Origin of the sequence: Dysgonomonas sp. Marseille-P4361, assembly GCF_900343125.1 — a bacterium.
Classification (GTDB): Bacteria; Bacteroidota; Bacteroidia; order Bacteroidales; family Dysgonomonadaceae; genus Dysgonomonas.
In genome coordinates this window covers 85,013-105,291 of sequence record NZ_OPYL01000009.1, presented here as the reverse complement: position 1 = coordinate 105,291, position 20,279 = coordinate 85,013, and the positions used below count along the sequence as shown (strand labels likewise).

The 20,279-nt window shown below is 34.1% G+C and carries 17 protein-coding genes; 15 read left to right on the top strand and 2 right to left on the bottom strand.

Annotation, left to right across the window (positions count from 1 at the left end; genetic code table 11):
- Nucleotides 1–15: 15 nt before the first annotated feature.
- The gene (locus tag DHU68_RS13425; protein WP_108823515.1) at nucleotides 16–786 is read right to left on the bottom strand and encodes an ankyrin repeat domain-containing protein; all 771 of its coding nucleotides are present in this window, start codon (nucleotides 784–786) and stop codon (nucleotides 16–18) included.
- 118 nt (nucleotides 787–904) lie between these two features.
- Here DHU68_RS13425 and DHU68_RS13420 point away from each other — a divergent pair, with 118 nt between their 5' ends.
- From DHU68_RS13420 to DHU68_RS13410, 3 genes are read left to right on the top strand one after another with little or no spacing between them, the layout of a single operon-like run.
- Entirely contained in the window at nucleotides 905–2,068 is a 1,164-nt protein-coding gene (locus tag DHU68_RS13420; protein WP_160111143.1) for a hypothetical protein, read from the top strand.
- A gap of 9 nt (nucleotides 2,069–2,077) precedes the next feature.
- Nucleotides 2,078–2,638, top strand: a complete 561-nt coding sequence (locus DHU68_RS13415) for a LemA family protein (RefSeq protein ID WP_108823513.1) — start codon at nucleotides 2,078–2,080, stop codon at nucleotides 2,636–2,638.
- Nucleotides 2,622–3,029, top strand: coding sequence for a hypothetical protein (locus DHU68_RS13410; RefSeq protein ID WP_108823512.1), 408 nt, complete (start codon nucleotides 2,622–2,624; stop codon nucleotides 3,027–3,029). The genes DHU68_RS13415 and DHU68_RS13410 overlap by 17 nt, the downstream gene beginning before the upstream one ends.
- Before the next feature lie 104 nt (nucleotides 3,030–3,133).
- On the opposite strand, the gene DHU68_RS13405 is transcribed toward DHU68_RS13410, so the two are convergent.
- A complete protein-coding gene (locus DHU68_RS13405; protein ID WP_108823511.1) occupies nucleotides 3,134–3,901 on the bottom strand; it encodes a DeoR/GlpR family DNA-binding transcription regulator in 768 nt (255 codons plus the stop codon).
- 228 nt (nucleotides 3,902–4,129) lie between these two features.
- Between DHU68_RS13405 and DHU68_RS13400 the strand changes: the two genes are divergently transcribed.
- The 12 genes from DHU68_RS13400 (at nucleotide 4,130) to DHU68_RS13350 (ending at nucleotide 20,195) form a co-directional block, all read left to right on the top strand.
- Nucleotides 4,130–5,713: a glycerol-3-phosphate dehydrogenase/oxidase gene (locus DHU68_RS13400; protein WP_108823510.1), complete on the top strand. Its 1,584-nt coding sequence runs from the start codon at nucleotides 4,130–4,132 to the stop codon at nucleotides 5,711–5,713.
- Nucleotides 5,714–5,756: 43 nt separating this feature from the next.
- The gene (glpK, locus tag DHU68_RS13395; RefSeq protein WP_108823509.1) at nucleotides 5,757–7,247 is read left to right on the top strand and encodes a glycerol kinase GlpK; all 1,491 of its coding nucleotides are present in this window, start codon (nucleotides 5,757–5,759) and stop codon (nucleotides 7,245–7,247) included.
- Between the two features lie 110 nt (nucleotides 7,248–7,357).
- Nucleotides 7,358–8,053, top strand: coding sequence for an MIP/aquaporin family protein (locus DHU68_RS13390; protein WP_108823508.1), 696 nt, complete (start codon nucleotides 7,358–7,360; stop codon nucleotides 8,051–8,053).
- A 376-nt stretch (nucleotides 8,054–8,429) separates the two neighbouring features.
- On the top strand, nucleotides 8,430–9,212 hold the full coding sequence (locus DHU68_RS13385) for a hypothetical protein (RefSeq protein WP_108823507.1): 783 nt from the start codon (nucleotides 8,430–8,432) through the stop codon (nucleotides 9,210–9,212).
- Nucleotides 9,213–9,423: 211 nt separating this feature from the next.
- On the top strand, nucleotides 9,424–11,046 hold the full coding sequence (gene glpA, locus DHU68_RS13380) for an anaerobic glycerol-3-phosphate dehydrogenase subunit A (protein ID WP_108823506.1): 1,623 nt from the start codon (nucleotides 9,424–9,426) through the stop codon (nucleotides 11,044–11,046).
- A 6-nt stretch (nucleotides 11,047–11,052) separates the two neighbouring features.
- Nucleotides 11,053–12,300, top strand: coding sequence for a glycerol-3-phosphate dehydrogenase subunit GlpB (glpB, locus tag DHU68_RS13375; RefSeq protein WP_108823505.1), 1,248 nt, complete (start codon nucleotides 11,053–11,055; stop codon nucleotides 12,298–12,300).
- Between the two features lie 12 nt (nucleotides 12,301–12,312).
- On the top strand, nucleotides 12,313–13,527 hold the full coding sequence (gene glpC / locus DHU68_RS13370) for an anaerobic glycerol-3-phosphate dehydrogenase subunit GlpC (protein WP_108823504.1): 1,215 nt from the start codon (nucleotides 12,313–12,315) through the stop codon (nucleotides 13,525–13,527).
- A 924-nt stretch (nucleotides 13,528–14,451) separates the two neighbouring features.
- The gene (locus DHU68_RS13365; protein WP_108823503.1) at nucleotides 14,452–15,963 is read left to right on the top strand and encodes a 4Fe-4S binding protein; all 1,512 of its coding nucleotides are present in this window, start codon (nucleotides 14,452–14,454) and stop codon (nucleotides 15,961–15,963) included.
- 33 nt (nucleotides 15,964–15,996) lie between these two features.
- Nucleotides 15,997–17,349 (top strand): aldo/keto reductase, encoded by a 1,353-nt coding sequence (locus DHU68_RS13360; RefSeq protein ID WP_108823502.1) that lies wholly within the window; start codon nucleotides 15,997–15,999, stop codon nucleotides 17,347–17,349.
- Nucleotides 17,350–17,364: 15 nt separating this feature from the next.
- The gene (locus DHU68_RS14275; RefSeq protein WP_185117523.1) at nucleotides 17,365–17,787 is read left to right on the top strand and encodes a DUF1893 domain-containing protein; all 423 of its coding nucleotides are present in this window, start codon (nucleotides 17,365–17,367) and stop codon (nucleotides 17,785–17,787) included.
- Nucleotides 17,784–19,667, top strand: coding sequence for a TonB-dependent receptor domain-containing protein (locus DHU68_RS13355; RefSeq protein WP_185117522.1), 1,884 nt, complete (start codon nucleotides 17,784–17,786; stop codon nucleotides 19,665–19,667). The genes DHU68_RS14275 and DHU68_RS13355 overlap by 4 nt, the downstream gene beginning before the upstream one ends.
- Nucleotides 19,668–19,682: 15 nt before the next feature.
- Nucleotides 19,683–20,195: an ECF transporter S component gene (locus DHU68_RS13350; RefSeq protein ID WP_108823501.1), complete on the top strand. Its 513-nt coding sequence runs from the start codon at nucleotides 19,683–19,685 to the stop codon at nucleotides 20,193–20,195.
- Nucleotides 20,196–20,279: the final 84 nt, after the last annotated feature.

Here is a 20,279-nt window from a genome sequence, read left to right as displayed (position 1 = left end):
TTAATTTTAGATTACTTATTTATCCAATAGCTCCATGATATCTTCTAATCCGAGATTTTCGGCTATTTCATAAGGACTTTCCCCTTCTTGAGCATCATCGTAACAAGCTTCAAAGATTCTCACATTTTTATCGAGTCCTTTATCCAACAAAAATTTAATTAGATCATATTCTTGAGTCTGAACGGCAGTTGTTAATACTGTTGGTCCGTAACAAGTATGCCCATTGAAAGCATCATCACTATAGTCTAACAGATTGAGTAATGACCAATCCTCGTTTTCTATAATTGAAATATAAAATGTAGTGCGCTCCTCTGTGTCTATTATATTTAAATAGTCAAATTCATAGAGAACAAGTAACCTATATCGAATTTGATATCTGCTGTACGAATATTTTTCTTCCCAATCGGTCATATCTATTCTGTTTTTGTGACAGGCAAAGGATAATAACGAGTTAAATGTATTATAATGAACTTCTTCATTATAAATTATTGAATTAAGGAATTCATCCGTCACAGATAAACCAGCGTTTTTAATTAAAAAATAGGCAACATCAACACGGTTTTCCCGCGCAGCAAACAAAAGTGGAGATACTTTGTATTTAGGTCTATATCCTATAGGATATTTGCCGTTTTTAATATATTCTGCCATTTTAATAGTATCGCTACTAAAGAATACATCTACAACTTCGCTAGGCATATCTATAACTTTCTCTTCTTGAGCTTTTCCCGAAAGACTTATAAAGTATACAATTGAGAATAGAGTTAATATGATTATTTCTTTTTTCATTTTTGCAGTTTGGTTGATCGTTTTCTTTTATATAGATGTCCTTCTTTCAAAGATAAAAAGTTATTTCTGTTATTTTATTGATCCTGATCAATATTACTAAACAGTAAACATTGTATCTTTGAGAACTTTTATTGCAACACAATTATATTACAAATTATTAAGTCAGAATAACTACATACATCAAGTTTTAGCTATGTTCGAGTATTTATCAGATATGGGGATTGAAAGCAATATATTTATATTGCTTTTTCTACTTCTATTCGTTTCTGCATTAGCTTTCTTTCATTCGCTTTTTCTGGCATTATTTAAGAAGAATGAGAATAGCCTCAAATGGATGAAGTTTAAGAACCTATTTCTTATTTACAATATAATTGCGATTCTTTTATTTATAATACATCCCGGGTTAACTGTAGGCTGGATAGGCTTTCTCTTCATTTCTATCTTTGTAGTGTTCATCCTACTTCTAATAACAGGAATAGGAGCAAGAATCTTCCTTACTATCAAGGATATGTTTACAGAGAAAAGTAGGAAACCAGCTTTTAGGAAAATTGTAGGCTTCTTTGCTAGTTTATTATTTATAGTATTATTCCTATATGCAGGCCCATTTTCATTTTTTATACTATTTGTCTTTATCTTTGTTACTTTTATTTTCAGTAATAAGAATCAGTTCAATAAGCTACAAGAAATATTACCCACATCTAAGATTCGCTCTATGGCAATGGGGCTTGTAGAAGTTCAAGGAAATGTGAAAGCTATTGATCTATTTACAACTCCTATAAATTCAAAACAATGTATTGGATATAAATATACTATAGAAAGTATAAGTATAGATAAAGATGGAGATAAAAGTTATACAACAATACATAATGAAAGTAAGTGTAAACACTTTTTTATTGAAGACCAATCGGGCAGGGTAGAAGTGTCCCCTGAAAAGCTGGAACTTATTATGTTTCCTATTGACGAACGATATTCAAATTCAAGCAAACGCTATACTCAATATGTATTGTATGAAGATGAAGAAGTTTTATTAATAGGAAAAGCAACATTGGAAAATAATATTCCTATAATAAGGCATGAGGGTATTAAGAATGTATTTGGAGTTGCACCTGCCGTTGCCGTTAATAGATGGAATAGGCTGAAACCTATGCGATCAGCTATACTTATGTATGTTATAGCTTTTGCTTTTTTAGTCAGTTGTATTTTACTCTTATCTATTGAGGAAATAAATGGAATGATTGTTGTAAGTTTACCCGATAATATATTTTCGTGGAATATATTTTAATAGGAAGAAATGGAAAAAATTGTAGCATTAGTTATTTTAGGTCTTATTATTCTGGGAATAATAAGTCTTATCATCAATTTGTATAATCGCTTGGTTATGTTGAAAAATAATGTGTCTAAATCTTATTCAAATATAGATGTATTACTCAAACAACGAGCCGAAGAGATTCCTAACTTAGTAAAAGTGGTCAAAGAGTCTGAAAGGTTTGAAAGTGAACTATTAGACAGACTGACTCGTTTACGCACAGACTATCTTAACTCAAGGAATATTGAAGACAAGGTGCAGGTTAATAATGATATTGAGAAAACTTTAAAATCGATAATAGCAATATCTGAAAATTATCCGGATCTGAAAACAAACGCCATATTTCAGCAGTTGCATTCGCGTGTTTCAGAGCTTGAAGATCATATAGCCGATCGTCGTGAGTTTTATAACGAAAGCGTGAATATGTACAACATAGGTATTGCCGAATTTCCAAATCTTCTGCTTGCTAAGCTTATAGGATATAAAGAAAAAACAATGCTATATATATCAGAAGAAGAGAAGAAATACGATGGAATTCAGTTTTGAATATTACGATTGGCTGAAAGCCCTAAATAATAATGCTCCAATATTGATATTTATTTCAATATTTGGGTCTCTTATTTTTGTAGCAGTGCTTGGATTGTTTCGATCTCTGCTTAAAGCTATCGGATTAACAATAATTGCCGATTGGAAATTCTTGGACGATTTTATGATATGTTTCGCTGTAACAGGATTCATTGGAGGGTTCCTTTTCCTTTTTCTTACATTTATTTTAACTCCTTGGGAAAATAATATGCTAGGCATTCGTTATCTGATGATATGGTTTGTATTGTTTATTTGTGTGTTTTCTTTTTATCTTATCCACAAGAGGAGTTTGAAGAAATGGTTTGACGAGATGTCAATAGTTGAAAAAGCTAGAGGGAAAAAGAAAAAGTAGCTTTTGGGCTGTATTTTGATTTAACAGCATACTAACTATAGAATCCCCCCTGTATTATACTTATATACAGGGGAATTATTTTTACTTAAAATAAAGATATTTTATTAGATCAGAGTAACTTTTATTTCTTTTTCCCTGATCATTTCTACAATGTGGGCAGGAGCATTTGAGTCTGTTATAATATGATCTATTCGACTAATATCACATATCTTACAGAATCCTCTTTTTCCAAATTTTGAAGAATCGGTTAATACTATAACTTCTTGGGCTGCATCTATCATTTGTTGGTTTATACGTGCTTCATTCATATCGCTGGTAGTCAAACCATAATCCAGATCAATACCATCAACACCTAAGAACAACTTATTGCAGGATAAGCTCCCCAATACATTTTCGGCATAATGACCAATCACCGATACTGAATTTTTTCTAATTATTCCTCCTAGTTGGATGATTTCTATATTAGGATTATAGCATAGAGCCAAAGAGACTTTTACAGAAGAAGTTATAACTGTTAAATTATCATTGTGAGAACTTATCTCATTTGCAAAGGCAAAAAGAGTAGTTCCTGAAGCAATAATTATTTTATCATTGACATTTAGTAATTTAGAAGCACTTTTGGCTATAGAAGCTTTTTCTTCTGCAAACATCTTTTCTTTTACATCAATATGTTTATCAGATATAATAGCACTAAGACTGCTTGCACTTCCATGATTGCGATATAGCATCTTCCTACTTTCTAGTCGTTTCAGATCCTTTCGGATAGTAACTTCGGAAACACCTAATTTATCGCTAAGATCTTTAACTTTTACGAATCCATCTTTTTTTAATTCTTCTAAAATGAATTGATGTCGTTTAATCATATTACCCATAATAAACCTTTGTTTCGAATGATTCTTTTTGATATATAACAAAGATAAATAATTATTTTAAATAATGAAGTTTTCTTTTGCAATAAGGATTTTATCGACCCATTATGTTTCGAATTGTTTTTTTTATGTTATTAAACATTTCGATTTTAAAACAAAATTGTTTCTTGTTTGTTTTTATAATTGGAAATAAATAATACTTTTGTACAATATCTTAAATATATAGTGGGTATGAAAAGAGAAGATCAGATAAAACAAATCGCTGATAATACTAAAAACTGGGATGTTATAGTCGTAGGAGGTGGAGCAACTGGGTTAGGTGCTGCGCTTGATGCTGCTACTAGAGGCTTAAAGGTCGTTCTTTTAGAACAGGCCGATTTTACAAAAGCAACATCAAGTCGTAGTACGAAATTAGTTCATGGAGGTGTTAGATACCTAGCTCAAGGAGATGTTAGCTTAGTAATAGAAGCTCTGAGAGAAAGAGGACGAATGAAACAAAATGCTCCTCATTTAGTAAAAGATCAACGTTTTATTATAGGAAACTATAGATGGTGGGAAAAACCATTCTATACAATAGGTCTAACTGTTTATGATATATTGGCTGGAAAAAGAGGTTTAGGTAGATCTCTTCCTATGAGTAAAAAGGCTGTTCTAAAAGAAGTTCCTCAAATTGCAACTAAAGGTTTAAGGGGAGGGGTTGTATATCATGATGGTCAATTTGATGACTCTCGTATGGGTATAAATCTTATGCAAACAGCAATAGAGCAAGGCGCCGTTGTCGCAAATTATATCAAAGTAACAAGCCTACTTAAAGGAGATGATGGTAAAATTTCTGGAGTTACAGCGCAAGACGAGATAACTGGAAATAAATATACACTTAAAGCTAAATCTGTTATAAATGCTACAGGAATATTTGTTGACGATCTAATGAAAATGGATGCTCCTGAAAAACGGAACATCGTTAGACCTAGTCAAGGTGTTCATCTAGTTGTAGATAAATCATTTTTAGGAGGAGATAGTGCTATAATGATTCCTAAGACTAGCGATGGCAGAGTCCTTTTTGGCGTTCCTTGGCACAATAAACTTATACTAGGGACAACAGACACTCCGTTGAAAGAGTTTGTCTTAGAACCACAAGCTTTGGAAGAAGAAATTGAGTTTATTTTAAAAACTGCAGGTCAGTATTTAGAAAAACAACCTGAACGTAAAGATGTTCTCTCTGTGTTTGCCGGTTTACGTCCTTTGGCTGCACCTAAAGAAAATTCAGATGGAACTAAAACTAAAGAGATTTCAAGAAGCCATAAAATTGTTATTTCAGACAGTAGTTTAATTACTATTACGGGCGGAAAATGGACTACATATAGAGAAATGTCCGAAGAAGTTGTGGATAAAGCTATTTCTATAGCTAACCTTCCCTATAAAGAAACTAAAACGAAGAATCTGCGTTTGCATGGATATAAGCAGAATGTCGATAGGTCAAACTTCAATTATGTATACGGAAGTGATATAGAAAAAATAGAAGAGCTGCAAAAACAAAATCCGGAATTTGCTAAATTGTTACACCCTGATTATGACTATACTGTATCTGAAGTAATCTGGGCTGTCAGAGAAGAAATGGCACAAACAGTAGAAGATGTGTTGGCAAGAAGATTCAGAATTTTATTCTTAGATGCTAGAGCTGCAATCGATATGGCAAGTACAGTTGCTTCTATTATGGCGAAAGAAATGTTAAAAGAAGAAAGCTGGATCAAGGATCAGACGGATGAATTTATTAATTTAGCACAACATTATTTATTAGAACCTTATACACCTTAAATATAGAAAATATAATTATTAACTAATTTTTATACTAAACACCATGGAAAATAAGTATGTATTGGCATTTGATGCAGGAACTACAAGTTCGAGAGCAATTGTTTTTAACGAAAAGGGCGAAATTTGCTCAGTAGCACAAAAGGAATTTACTCAGATATTTCCTAAGAGTGGATGGGTAGAACATGACCCTCATGAGATCTGGTCTTCTCAGGCTGCTGTGGCAGCAGAAGCTATTACTAAAATTGGTATTAATGGTACTAACATAGCTGCAATAGGGATTACTAACCAACGCGAGACTACTATTGTATGGGATAAAGTTACAGGTGACCCTGTATATAATGCTATTGTATGGCAAGATAGACGAACTTCTGAATATTGCGACGAATTAAAAGCTCAAGGTTTACTTCCTTATATTAGAGAGAAAACAGGTTTAATGATTGATGCTTATTTTAGCGCAACAAAGATTCGCTGGATTCTTGAAAATGTAGAAGGAGCAAGAGAAAGAGCTGAAAGAGGAGAGTTAGCTTTCGGAACTGTCGATTCTTGGATCGTATGGCAATTAACTCGTGGAGAGAAACACATAACTGATGTTTCCAATGCATCGCGTACGATGGTTTATAACATTAACACACTAGAATGGGATAAAGAGTTATTGAAACTATTTAACATCCCAGAGAGTATGATGCCACAAGTTTGTGCATCCAGCGAAATGTATGGATATACTAAGACAACAATCTTTGCTTCTAAAGTACCAATTGCAGGTATTGCCGGCGACCAACAAGCTGCTCTTTTTGGACAGATGTGTACAGAGCCAGGAATGATTAAGAATACATACGGAACGGGTTGTTTCATTCTTATGAATACTGGAGATAAGCCAGTTATTTCTAAGAATAACTTGGTTACTACTATTGGCTGGAAAGTTGGCGATAAGGTGACATATGCTTTAGAAGGTAGTATTTTTGTTGGAGGAGCTATTGTACAGTGGTTACGCGATGGTTTGAAAGCAATACAATCTTCTTCTGAAGTTGAAAAACTTGCGCTTTCAGTGCCAGACAACGGAGATGTTTATTTTGTACCTGCATTAACTGGATTAGGTGCACCACACTGGGATCAATATGCAAGAGGAACAATTGTTGGTATTTCACGAGGAACTCAAGTAGGACACATTGCACGTGCAGCATTAGAAGGGATCGCTTTCCAAACAATGGATGTTGTTAATGCTATGGTAAAAGATTCAGGTGTTCCTTTAAAAGAATTACGTGTGGATGGAGGAGCTGCAAATAACAACCTATTAATGCAATTCCAAGCAGACGTTCTTAAAACAGATGTTATTCGTCCTCAGACAACAGAAACAACAGCTCTAGGCGCTGCATATTTAGCAGGATTAGCAGTAGGCTACTGGAAAGATATTGACGAAGTACAAAAGCAATGGCATATTGATACTAAGTTCATTCCTAATGGAGGAGATGAAATGGATAAATGCAAGGAAAAATGGGAGGATGCCGTAAAACGCTCTCTTAACTGGGTAAAATAACTCAGACTATTTAAACACACTAATATATACAGACCAACTAACAATTGCAGAAGGTCTAAGACTTTTAGACCTTCTGACAATAAAAAATTAACTTCTAAATACTAAACCAGATGGAACAAGCACTATTATTCGAATTTTTTGGAACAGCACTTATGCTTTTATTAGGACTAGGTGTAGTCGCTAACGTTATTTTGACAAAGACTAAGGGAAATGGAGGCGGATGGGTTGTCATCACCTTAGCATGGGGATTTGCTGTATTTATCGGTGCATTTGTTGCCGCTCCATCAGGAGCTCATTTAAATCCTTGTGTTACATTAGGTCTAGCTTTTGCTGGAAAATTTAGTGGTAATATAATAGGATATATCATTGCCCAGATGCTTGGAGGTATGTTTGGGGCAATGCTTGTGTATTTCTTTTATAAGCCACACTTCGATGCGGAAGAAAACCCAAATTTGAAACTAGGCGTTTTCTGTACTGCTCCCGAAATCAGATCTTATGGATATAATTTCTTCAGTGAGTTCTTAGCTACATTCGTACTTGTAATGTGTATCTTGTTTGCAGGGCAATCTCAAATAGCAGGACCACTTCCTGTGGGTATGGTAATTATGGCTATCGGTATGTCGCTAGGAGGAACAACTGGTTATGCTATGAACCCTGCTCGTGATTTATCACCTCGTCTTATGCATTTCTTTTTACCCATCAAAGGTAAAAGAGATAGCGACTGGGCGTATTCTTGGGTCCCTGTTTTTGGTCCTCTAGCAGGAGGTTCTTTAGCTGGGTTTATATTTTCTTTTTTTGGAATGTAATACATTCACTCAAAAGCATAGCTAGATCATTTTAATTCTTTTATTTAAATAATACACTATATATTCGAAGTATTCTATATAGTGCTAGCGTTAGCTATGCTTATATTTTCGCTATCTTTTTTCACAAAACTATATAGAGTCAATGCTATTATAATGAAAGGAAACTCATTTTAAAGACTATTATAGGCTATTCAACAAGATTATATCTCTATTGCTAATAATAACGAACACAAATCTATTTTAATGTTTTAGCTATTCTTCACTTTATAATTAGAGAATAGAAATTAATTTACTCTTACATAACTTTATTAACAGATTTATTCAATAAAGTACATCTAGAAAAACTTATTTTTTAATTTAATAAATACACTATATTATGAAAGTTTCAAAATATATAGTGCTAGCGCTAGCTATGTCTATACTTTCGCTATCACTTCAGGCACAAAACGAAAAAGAATCTCCATTAGGATTTGGTTTACAGCTAAAAAGTATGCATCTATGGAGAGGGTTACAGGTAGCCAGCGAGGCAACTGCTGCTGTAGATGTTCATATTTCAGATAAGAAAAATATGTTTACTGCCGGAATATGGGGCGGTGCAGGGTTCTCTGGAAAGTTTAAAGAATTTGATTATTATGCTTCTTTTCAGCATAAAGGATTACAAATTGCTCTTTGGGACATCTATAATTTCTCAGAAGGGGCAAGCTATAATAATACTCAAGTATTTAACTATAACGCCAGAGAGACTGGACACTTTGTAGATTTGTCTGTAGGATACACTTTTCAAGGAAGCTTTCCCTTAACTGTAAGCTGGGCAACTGTAATATTTGGTAGAGATAGAACAATAGCATTAAATGGTGATGCAAGTCTAGCAAATCAACGAAACAGATATTCAACTTATGTTTCCCTAAGTTATCCTGTGTTGAAAGATAAATTTATTGATCTGGAGTTGGGTATTGCTGGAGCTTTTGCTCTAGATCCTCAAAAAGGAACCTCTGCAAACTTTTATGCCGATAACGCAGGAATTGTTAATGTCAATTTTGTTGTAAGTAAAAAACTGGAATTAGGCAAATACACGCTTCCAGTCTCAGTTATGGGTATGTGGAATCCTGAGGGTAATAATGCAAATATTCAAATAGCTCTGGATGTATTAAAATTCTAATAAAAATACTTTATTTGTACTAGCCATACAGAATTTGATTGTAAAAAATATACAATTAGAAGTATTAATTATCGAAATAAAAAGTGTAAATTTAAGAATTAGCTTGAATCTACACTTTTTATTTCGATTTTAACCTTAAATAGTTTCGACTTATTTTGATTTGTTGTTTTTTATTCGTTTATTTGTTTTAGAAATTTAATTCATTGAAGACATGAACACATCTACCATCTCAAAAACGTTTGATGTTATCATAATCGGGGGAGGAGCAACCGGAGCTGGTGTAGCAAGAGATTGTGCACGCAGAGGATTGAAAACCGTCCTACTCGAACGATTCGATATCGCCACAGGTGCTACAGGCCGAAATCATGGACTTTTGCATAGTGGAGCACGCTATGCCGTTACAGATAAAGAATCGGCCGAAGAATGCATCAAAGAAAATATGATTCTAAAGCAAATAGCCAGTCATTGTATTGAAGAAACGAATGGTTTGTTCTTAAGTCTTCCTGAAGATGATATAAAATTTCAGGCAAAATTTGTAGAAGCATGTACGTCAGCAGGAATAGCTACTCAAATATTAGATCCTAAAGAAGCTTTGTTATTAGAACCCTCTGCAAATTCGGATATCATAGGAGCAGTAAAGGTTCCGGATGGATCAGTTGATCCATTCAGGCTTACAGCATCAAATATTATTGATGCTAAAGATCATGGAGCAGAAACTCATACATACCACGAAGTAACAGCTCTTATTGTCGATCAAGATAGAGTTGTTGGAGTAGAATGTTTCGATCATAAAAATAAAGAAACAAAAAAAATATATGGTTCTATAATAGTTAATGCTTCTGGTATTTGGGGACAGCATATCTCAGAAATGGCTGGAATCACCGTGCGCATGCTACCGGCTAAAGGTTCTCTATTGATATTTGGACACCGTGTAAATAATATGGTGCTAAACAGATGTCGTAAGCCTGCTGATGCAGATATTTTAGTACCAGGAGATACAATATCTCTAATAGGAACTACATCAACCAATATTCCTTACGATCAGATTGACAATATGATTGTTACTCCAGAAGAAGTTGATGTATTGATAAGAGAAGGAGAGAAGCTTGCTCCTCGACTTGCACAAACGCGTATTCTTAGAGCTTATGCAGGCGTAAGACCTTTAGTTGCTTCTGATAATGATCCAACTGGTCGTAATGTAAGCCGTGGTATTGTATTATTAGATCATGCAGTAAGGGATGGCCTAGAGGGTTATATTACAATAACCGGAGGAAAGCTTATGACATATCGTCTTATGGCAGAATGGGCAACAGATCTTGTTTGCAAAAAGCTGAATGTAAATATCAAGTGTACAACAGCGGATGAAAAACTCCCTGGATCTCGTGAAAATATAGAAGAAATCACAAAGAAAATAATATCAATTCCTCTCACACAGCGAAACTCTGCATTATATAGACATGGAGATATGGCAGAACGACTTTCAAACAGTTCAGTCCTTGATACAAGTTTAGTATGTGAATGCGAAGGTGTTTCTGTAGGTGAGGTTAAATTTGCCTTAGACGAATTAAATGTAAAAAGCCTTGTCGACCTTCGTCGCAGAACGCGCGTTGGGATGGGTACATGCCAAGGTGAGTTATGCGCTTGTCGAGCAGCCGGTTTACTCGAATCAAGCGGTAAATTCTGTGTAAAACGAGCCAAAGAAGATCTTATGTCCTTTATGAATGAACGCTGGAAAGGTGTATACCCCATAGCATGGGGTGATACTCTGCGCGAAGGTGAGTACACTACTTGGGTTTATGAAAGTGTTTGTGGTTTAAGTACAGATGAAAAATAAAAGAATATGAAGTTCGATACAATTATAATAGGAGGAGGATTGTCAGGGTTAGTTTGTGGCATCCGTTTATCTCAAAAAGGGCAACGTTGTGCAATTGTTTCATCAGGACAAAGTGCATTACACTTTTCATCAGGATCTTTCGATTTACTAAATAAACTTCCTGATGGCAGTAATGTTATCAGCCCTCAGTCGGATATATCTAAACTTATAGAACAAGTACCTATACACCCTTATGCCAAATTAGGAGAACCTAAGTTTACAAGATTGGCAAGTGAGGCTCAGAACTTTTTTAATGAAATTCAGATTCCGGTAAGAGGAAGTCTAAAAGAAAATCATTATCGCATTACACCAATGGGTACATTGAAGCCTACATGGCTTTCGGTAGAAGGCTATGCGTCTGTAAATGATAAAGAAAAACTTCCTTGGAAAAAGGTGTCAATATTCAATATTATTGGTTTTTTAGATTTCTATCCTCGTTTTATAGCTGAAGAATTTGCCAAACTAGGAACAGAAAGCGATATCAAATTATTTAATTTTGAACCCATAGATCACCTTCGACGCAACCCTAGCGAAATGCGTTCTACGAATATAGCAAGAGTGCTTGATCAACATATTAATAAATTGAGTCAAATATTGAATGAAAGATCGGGTGATAGCGATGCTATCATTTTTCCGGCATGTGTTGGGCTTGATTATTCTGCAGTAAAAAGATTAAAAGAGCTAGTCAATAAACCCATTCTACTCATAGCAACTATGCCTCCATCTATCGTAGGCATCTATACGCAACAGTATTTACATGATTACTTTGTACATATGGGAGGAGTTTATATGCTTGGTGACAATATACTGAAAGCTGACATCGAAAATAATAATGTAAAAAGAGTCTATTCGTACAATCACGGAGATATTCCTTTTTCCGGGAAGAACTTTGTTCTGGCAACTGGAAGCTATTTTAGCCAAGGATTAATTGCCACTTCAGAACGGATTTATGAGCCGATCTTTAATTTGGATGTAAATTATTCCTCCGATAGAACTAAATGGTATACAGATAAGCTATTTGATTCTCACAATTATCAACATTATGGCGTAAAAACTGATGATATGTTCAGAGGATTGTATAAAAATAAACCGATTGAAAATCTATATGTATCAGGTGCAATATTAGATGGATTTAATCCAGTAAAAGAAGGCTCTGGAGCTGGAGTATCAATATTAAGCGCATTATCGATAGCTGAAACAATTTTAAGTAAATAAACGGAAATGACTATGAACTTACAAAAGCAAAATATTAGTGAAAACAATTTTGAGCAATGTATAAAATGTACAGTTTGTACAGTTTACTGCCCAGTTTCGGCTGTCAATCCTGATTATCCGGGTCCTAAACAAGCAGGCCCTGATGGAGAACGCTTAAGATTGAAAGATTCGGGCTTTTTCGATGAAGCCCTTAAGTATTGTTTAAACTGTAAACGATGTGAAGTAGCTTGTCCTTCTAATGTGAGAATAGGTGATATTATACAATCGGCTAGAATTAAATACAGTAAGAAGAAACCTGCTGTCAGAGATTTTATCTTAGCGAATACAGATTTGGTAGGAACATTGGCTACGCCGTTTGCTCCGATTGTAAATACTACTTTAGGACTTAAACCCGTAAAAGCAGTACTAGATACAGTATTCAAAATAGATCATAGAAGACAATTCCCTAAATACTCTTTTGGCACATTCGAGAGCTGGTATAAAAAACAAGCCGATAAACAAAAACAGTTTGACAAACAAGTAAGCTATTTCCATGGATGTTATGCTAATTACAATAATCCTCAGTTGGGAAAAGACCTTGTCAAGGTATTTAATGCTTTGGACATAGGTGTTCAATTACTGAAGAAAGAGAAATGCTGTGGAGTGGCTTTAATCTCAAATGGTTTTATTAATCAGGCAAAGAAACAAGCTAAAGTAAATATTGCCTCTATCAGAGAATCAGTATTAGAAAATAAAATACCTGTTGTTGCAACCTCTTCAACTTGTACTTTTACTATCAGGGATGAATATCCCCACCTTTTGGGTATTGACACAAGTGAAGTACGAGATCAAATTGAGTTAGCTACACGCTACATCTATCGGTTATTAAGTAATACTGATATAAAACTAAAGCTTAAGGATAAAAAAATAAAAGTAGCCTACCACACACCATGTCACATGGAGAAATTAGGCTGGTCTTATTACTCGATAGAACTCCTTAAATTAATTCCCAATATAGAACTTACCGTTTTAGACTCTCAATGTTGCGGTATTGCAGGTACCTACGGATTCAAAAAAGAAAATTATAAAACATCTCAGGATATAGGAGAGACTTTATTTGAACAAATCGAAAAGTCAGCTATTGACTATGTTGTATCTGATTGTGAAACATGCAAATGGCAAATAGAGATGTCAACTACAAAATTATGTGAACATCCTATATCCATCATTGCAAGAGCATTAGATTAACAAGTTTGTTACGAAATAAGTTTCGAGAATTGATTTGTAGTCGGTGATACTGAGATTCTGAAAAATATCAAAGACAATATAAAAAATAAAAAACAATAAGATTGACTTATTTACTCAAGACTCAACAATCTTATTATAAGTATATTAAATGTATTTAGTTTCGAATCGAAACTTTTCGTAACATAAATAAGGATATGTCGGTTCTTTTTGGTATATTTATTCTATAGATAAAAAAATAGGAGTAATTAAACTCTTCTAAAGTTTCAAAACGGGTTATTTAACAGTTTTATAATATTATGGCAAAGATTTACACTATCAACACAAATTGTGATTCAAGATCAGAGAATTCAAGCATTTTTAATGTTCAATATCAGAAGGTTGAAGAAAATATGATATACACAGAAGTGCTGAACACTTTGAAAAAAGCATTTAGACTCGTTGATATCAACTCAATATTGAAAAAACACTAAATATCTTTTAGCTCTTTTGTCGAATACTATTTTTCTATCATAAACTTTTGTATATGGAAGGGAGTGGACAATTTATTGCTATACTTCAAAAGAGATAAATTAAGGAAAGATACCTTTCTTTAACCTCTAGTTATTACTACTTTACAAATCAAATTACTCACTAATCACGCTTGGACACTTTCTTTAAATCACTGCTAGTCTGTATATGTGATATTTAATATTGTAGAGATTCTATTTAATAGAAATCAGTTTTTCACATTCTCCAATACGATTGTAAACTTCAATTATTTGTTTTTATTTTTTTGTTAAGGATAATTTCGTCTTAAATAGCTATCTTTTTTCTATATATTTACAAAGAAAATAATATATTTATCATCCGAAATAACAATTTTATTTACATCGGGTACTAATATTGATTTTCAACTCATTATAAGATTAAGTAAATATATCATTTATGCTGCGAAAGACACGGATTATAGTTGCAAGTATAATTTTCGTATTAATAACCTTGCTGTTTCTAGATTTTACTGGAATATTACACCAATGGTTTGGATGGTTAGCTAAAATACAGTTGATTCCGGCTATTTTAGCTTTGAATTTTGGAATAATATCCTTTCTCCTAATACTAACCTTTGCATTTGGACGTTTGTACTGTTCTGTTATATGCCCTTTAGGTGTGTTCCAGGATATTATATCACGAATAGGAAAAAGAAGTAAAAAATTACCTTATTCTTATTCAATAGCAATAACATGGCTCAGATACTTAACCTTGATACTTTTTATTGTAGCCATAATATTGGGTATAAATACAATATATAGCGTATTAGATCCTTATAGTGCTTATGGACGTATAGCATCAGGCTTTTTTGCTCCACTATATCAATTAGGTAATAATCTGATAGCTGATTTTTCAGAAAGAATAAACAGCTATGCATTCTATACAACAGAAATATGGACTAAGAACTTCTTTGTATTAGGTACAGCAATAGCAACATTTATCACAGTTTTTATATTAGCTTGGCGAAATGGACGAACCTATTGTAACACAATTTGTCCTGTAGGAACGATACTTGGTCTTATTTCTAAATATTCATTATTTAAACCTATTATTAATACTGCAAATTGTAATTCATGTGGCGTATGCGCTCGCAATTGCAAAGCATCATGTATTGATAGTAAAAATCACAAAATAGATTATAGTCGTTGTGTTACATGTATGAATTGTATCAATAAATGTAGTCATAATGCGATAGAATATACTTTTGCCTACAAAAAGAACGAAATTCCTAGTTTAGAAAGCGTAGAAGCAAACTCAACTCAGGTTACAACAAAGGATAAATCTTCACGTCGCAATTTCTTTACAATAGGAGCAGGTCTTGCTGCTACATCTATTCTAAAAGCTCAGGAAATGAAAGTAGATGGAGGTTTCGTAGATCTAGAGGATAAAATAAGTCCGGATAAAGAAACAATCATAGCTCCACCGGGAGCTCGTAGTATTCGCAACTTAACAAAAAACTGTACAGCTTGTCAATTATGTGTTTCTGTTTGTCCTAATCATGTATTACAACCATCTTCGAAATTAGACAGATTCATGCAACCTCAAATGTCTTTCGAGCGAGGATATTGCAGACCTGAATGTACTAAATGTTCTGAAGTTTGTCCTACCGGTGCCATTAATTTGATTACGACGGCAGATAAATCAGCAATCCAGATCGGGCATGCTGTATGGGTAAAAGAAAGATGTATTGTATTGCGCGATGAAGTTAGTTGTAACACTTGTGAACGCAAGTGTCCTGTAAATGCAATACATATGGTTCTGTCCGACCCCAATAATCCCGAATCGTTGAAAACTCCTATAGTGAATGATGAGCGTTGTATAGGATGTGGAGCCTGCGAAAACTTATGTCCATCGCGCCCACTTAGTGCAATATATGTAGAAGGACATGTAATGCATCGAATTGTTTGATAATAAAAGGAAAAGACGAAGGGAAATTGCTATATGAAAGATCTAAATAGACGAAGTTTTCTAAAAAAAGTAGGGACTGGTGCTCTTACAGCTACAGCTCTGCAAGGGTGTACTCCTGAAAATATAAAAAAAGCAAGTAAGGTAATAGGAGAGATGACTTATCGCACTCATCCCACAAGAGGAGATAAAGTCTCATTATTAGGGTATGGCTGTATGCGATGGCCTCTATTAGAAAAGCCTGCTGCTGACGGCAATGTAATTGATCAGGAAATGGTAAATGAATTGATTGATTACGCAATGGATCATGGTGTTAATTATTATGATACATCTCCTGTTTATATTCAGGGATGGTCTGAAAAATCTACTGGGATAGCTTTGAAACGTCATCCTCGCGATAAATATTATATTGCCACGAAGCTTTCTAATTTCAGCAATTATTCGAGAGAAAACTCTCTTGCTATGTATTATAAATCATTCAAGGATTTACAGACCGATTATATCGATTACTACTTATTGCATTCGATAGGTGGAGGAGGAATGAAAGCTTTTAACGATCGGTATGTAAATAATGGAATACTGGATTTTCTCTTAGAAGAACGTGAAGCTGGTCGTATACGAAACTTGGGATTTTCTTTTCATGGAGCAGTAGAAGTTTATGATGAAGTGCTAGCGATGCACGACAAGGTGAATTGGGACTTTGTTCAAATACAGCTTAATTATGTAGACTGGAAACACGCTTCAGGAAATAATGTAAATGCTGACTATTTGTATGGAGAATTACAAAAGAAGAATATTCCAAGTATAATAATGGAACCTTTACTCGGTGGTCGTTTATCAGGGCTTCCAGAGCATTTAGTTCGTAAATTGAAAGAAAAAGAACCTGAACAAAGTGTAGCTTCTTGGGCTTTTCGCTTTGCCGGATCACCAGAAGGTGTTCTTACAGTATTGAGTGGAATGACATACATGGAACATTTGCAAGATAATCTTAAAACTTATTCCCCTTTAATGACTTTATCTGATGATGAAAAAGATTTCTTAGAGGAGACAGCACAATTGATGCTTAAGTACCCAACCATTCCATGTAATGATTGTCAATACTGCATGCCGTGTCCATATGGGTTAGATATAGCTGGAATATTACTGCACTACAATCGATGTATCAACGATGGTAATATTCCTAAAAGTTCTCAAGACGAAAATTACAAAAAGGCTCGACAAGCATTTTTAGTCGGATATGACAGAAGTATCCCTAAATTAAGGCAAGCCAGCTATTGTACAGGATGCGATAAATGTAATCCGCTTTGTCCTCAAGGGATAGATATTCCTAAAGAGTTACATATGATTGATGATTTTGTAGAAATGTTGAAGCAAGAAAAAGCTTTCTAATCATAATATATAAACATGCTAGAAATTATAGATTTATTATATAACGGGAATTATTCCTGTGTTATCAAAAATGATGAAGTAACCAGGGTTTTTAAGCAACGAGGTGTTGCTGATTTGTATGATCTTATCAAAAATGAACCAGAGTTTTTAAGTGGTGCATCTATTGCGGACAAAGTGATAGGGAAAGCAGCGGCTTCATTAATGCTACTTGGGGGAATAAAAGAGATATATGCCGATATGATTAGTGAACCAGCAATAGATCTGTTGACCAAAAATAATATAGAAGTAAGCTTTAAAAACAAAGTAAGTTATATAAAAAACAGAGATCAAAGTGGATGGTGTCCGTTGGAAGAATTAACAAATGGAGAGGAGTCTTTGGATAATATCTTTAATTTGATCGAAGTGTTCATCCTAAAGATGAGAGCAAATATGAAATGAGAGTAGGTTGTATCACTATAATTTTATTTTTTTGTCTTAATATTTTTTTATTAGGTCAGAGTAAAAACAATACTTTACCTAGTGATACTACATATAAATTAAATGAATTTGTTGTCACGGGTACTCGCTATGGAATAGATGTTAAGCACATGCCTATGACAATCTCAGTTATCAATAGATCTGATATAGAAAAGACTCACGAACAATCTTTACTGCCCATACTAACAGAGCAAGTTCCAGGTTTCTTCTCTACAAGTCGAGGAATATTAGGCTATGGTGTTTCAACCGGAGCAGCTGGAGGTATGAGCTTGAGAGGAATAGGAGGGACTCCTACGACTGGTTTGCTTGTATTAATCGATGGTCATCCTCAGTATATGGGACTGATGGGACATCCTATTGCCGATGCATACCAAACAATGCTTGCCGATAAAGTAGAAGTGCTGAGAGGTCCTGCTTCAACTCTTTATGGATCCAATGCAATGGGCGGAGTTATAAATATTGTAACACGAAAAAATAAGGTTGATGGAATAAAAAACAACCTTCGCCTAGGATATGGCTCGTATAATACACTCATTACAGAGGTAGCTAATTCTATAAGAAAAGGTAAATTTAATAGCACAGTCACTGCTTCTTATAATCGATCGGATGGACATCGGAAAGATATGGAGTTTGAGCAAAATGGAGGATATCTAAAATTAGGATATGATATAAACAGCAAATGGAATGTCTTTGCCGATATAAATATAACGCATTTCAATGCTTCAAATCCAGGAAATATAGAAACTCCTATCTATGACAATGACTCACGTATAACTAGAGGAATGACCTCTTTGTCTTTAGATAATAAATACTCTATAACTTCAGGCTCTTTCAAATTCTTCTATAATTGGGGACGTCATAAAATAAATGACGGGTACGGGGTAGGAGAAGATCCATTAGATTACCGTTTCAATGCTAAGGATGCAATGTTTGGTATTACTTGGTATCAAAATATACACCTTTGGGAAGAAAGTAATTTAATTGCAGGTTTTGATTATCAAAACTTCGGAGGAAAAGCATGGAACTACTTTAACGTAGACAAACATAAAGAAGAAATTTCAGACAAAGTAGAAGATGATATAGCCGGCTATCTTGATTTTCGTCATACTTTTGCTAAAATCATTACTATTAATGCAGGTATACGCTTAGATCATCATTCACATACGGGTACAGAGTGGGTGCCTCAAGGAGGTGTTTCATTACAACTTCCTGACAATATAGATATGAAAGCAACAGTTAGTAAAGGATTTAGAAATCCAACTATTCGGGAATTGTATATGTTTCTCCCTGCAAATCCAGAATTGCTCCCTGAAAGACTGTGGAATTATGAACTTTCCTTTTCTCAATCCATAATGGATGCTGCTTTATCTTATGGCATAAATCTATTTTACATCAATGGCGATAATATGATACAGACACTTTCTGTAGATGGGCGACCTCTTAATATAAATACAGGCAAAGTTGAAAATTGGGGAGTAGAAGCTAGTAGTATTTTTAAAATTAATCCGACATGGCGTTTATCAGCTAATTATAGTTGGATAAGAATGATGTTTCCTATATTGGCTACTCCTGAGCATAAATCATATGCAGGTGTAGATTTTTCTAAAGGAAAATGGAATATTTCGTCTGGATTGCAATATATTAACGGATTATTTACAGAAATAGGATCAGAATTAAAAGAAAATTTCTTATTATTGAATGTTCGGGGAAGTTTTCAATTTCATAAGGTTGCTAACTTTTATATAAAAGGGGAGAACTTACTTGCTCAACGATACGAAATAAATAGGGGATACCCTATGCCTAAGACTACAATTATTACAGGAATAAATTTAAGTTTTTAATTATAAAATATACTCATGGAAACAACAGCATCAAAGTTTTATACATTAGATTATAAAGAGGCTAAAACCTATTTGGTCGTTTCTCTTTTCGTACTAGGTAATATTCTTCTTCCGCAACTTTGTCATTTAATACCTAACGGAGGAATGACTTTGTTACCAATCTATTTCTTTACTCTTATTGCAGCGTATAAATATGGATGGCAAGCAGGATTATTAACGGCTGTACTTTCCCCAACAATTAATTCATTGTTGTTTGGGATGCCTACATCAGAAATCCTTCCTTTAATTCTGATGAAATCAGTATTATTAGCTTTAGCTGCTAGCTTTGTAGCAAAAAAGACACAGAGTGTTTCTATTTCCCTTTTAATATTGGTTGTCCTATCTTATCAAGTGGTTGGGACATTAGGAGAATGGTTTATCATAGGGGATTTTTATAAAGCATTGCAGGATTTCCGTATTGGAGCTCTCGGCATGTTAATTCAAGTTTTTGGAGGTTATTTCATTATTAAATATTTGATCAAAGACTAGAGCTTTTTAGCTCATTATAAATTAAAAGAGACTAACCTTTTATTAGGTTAGTCTCTTTCTTGTTTGATACATCACTGCATTAAT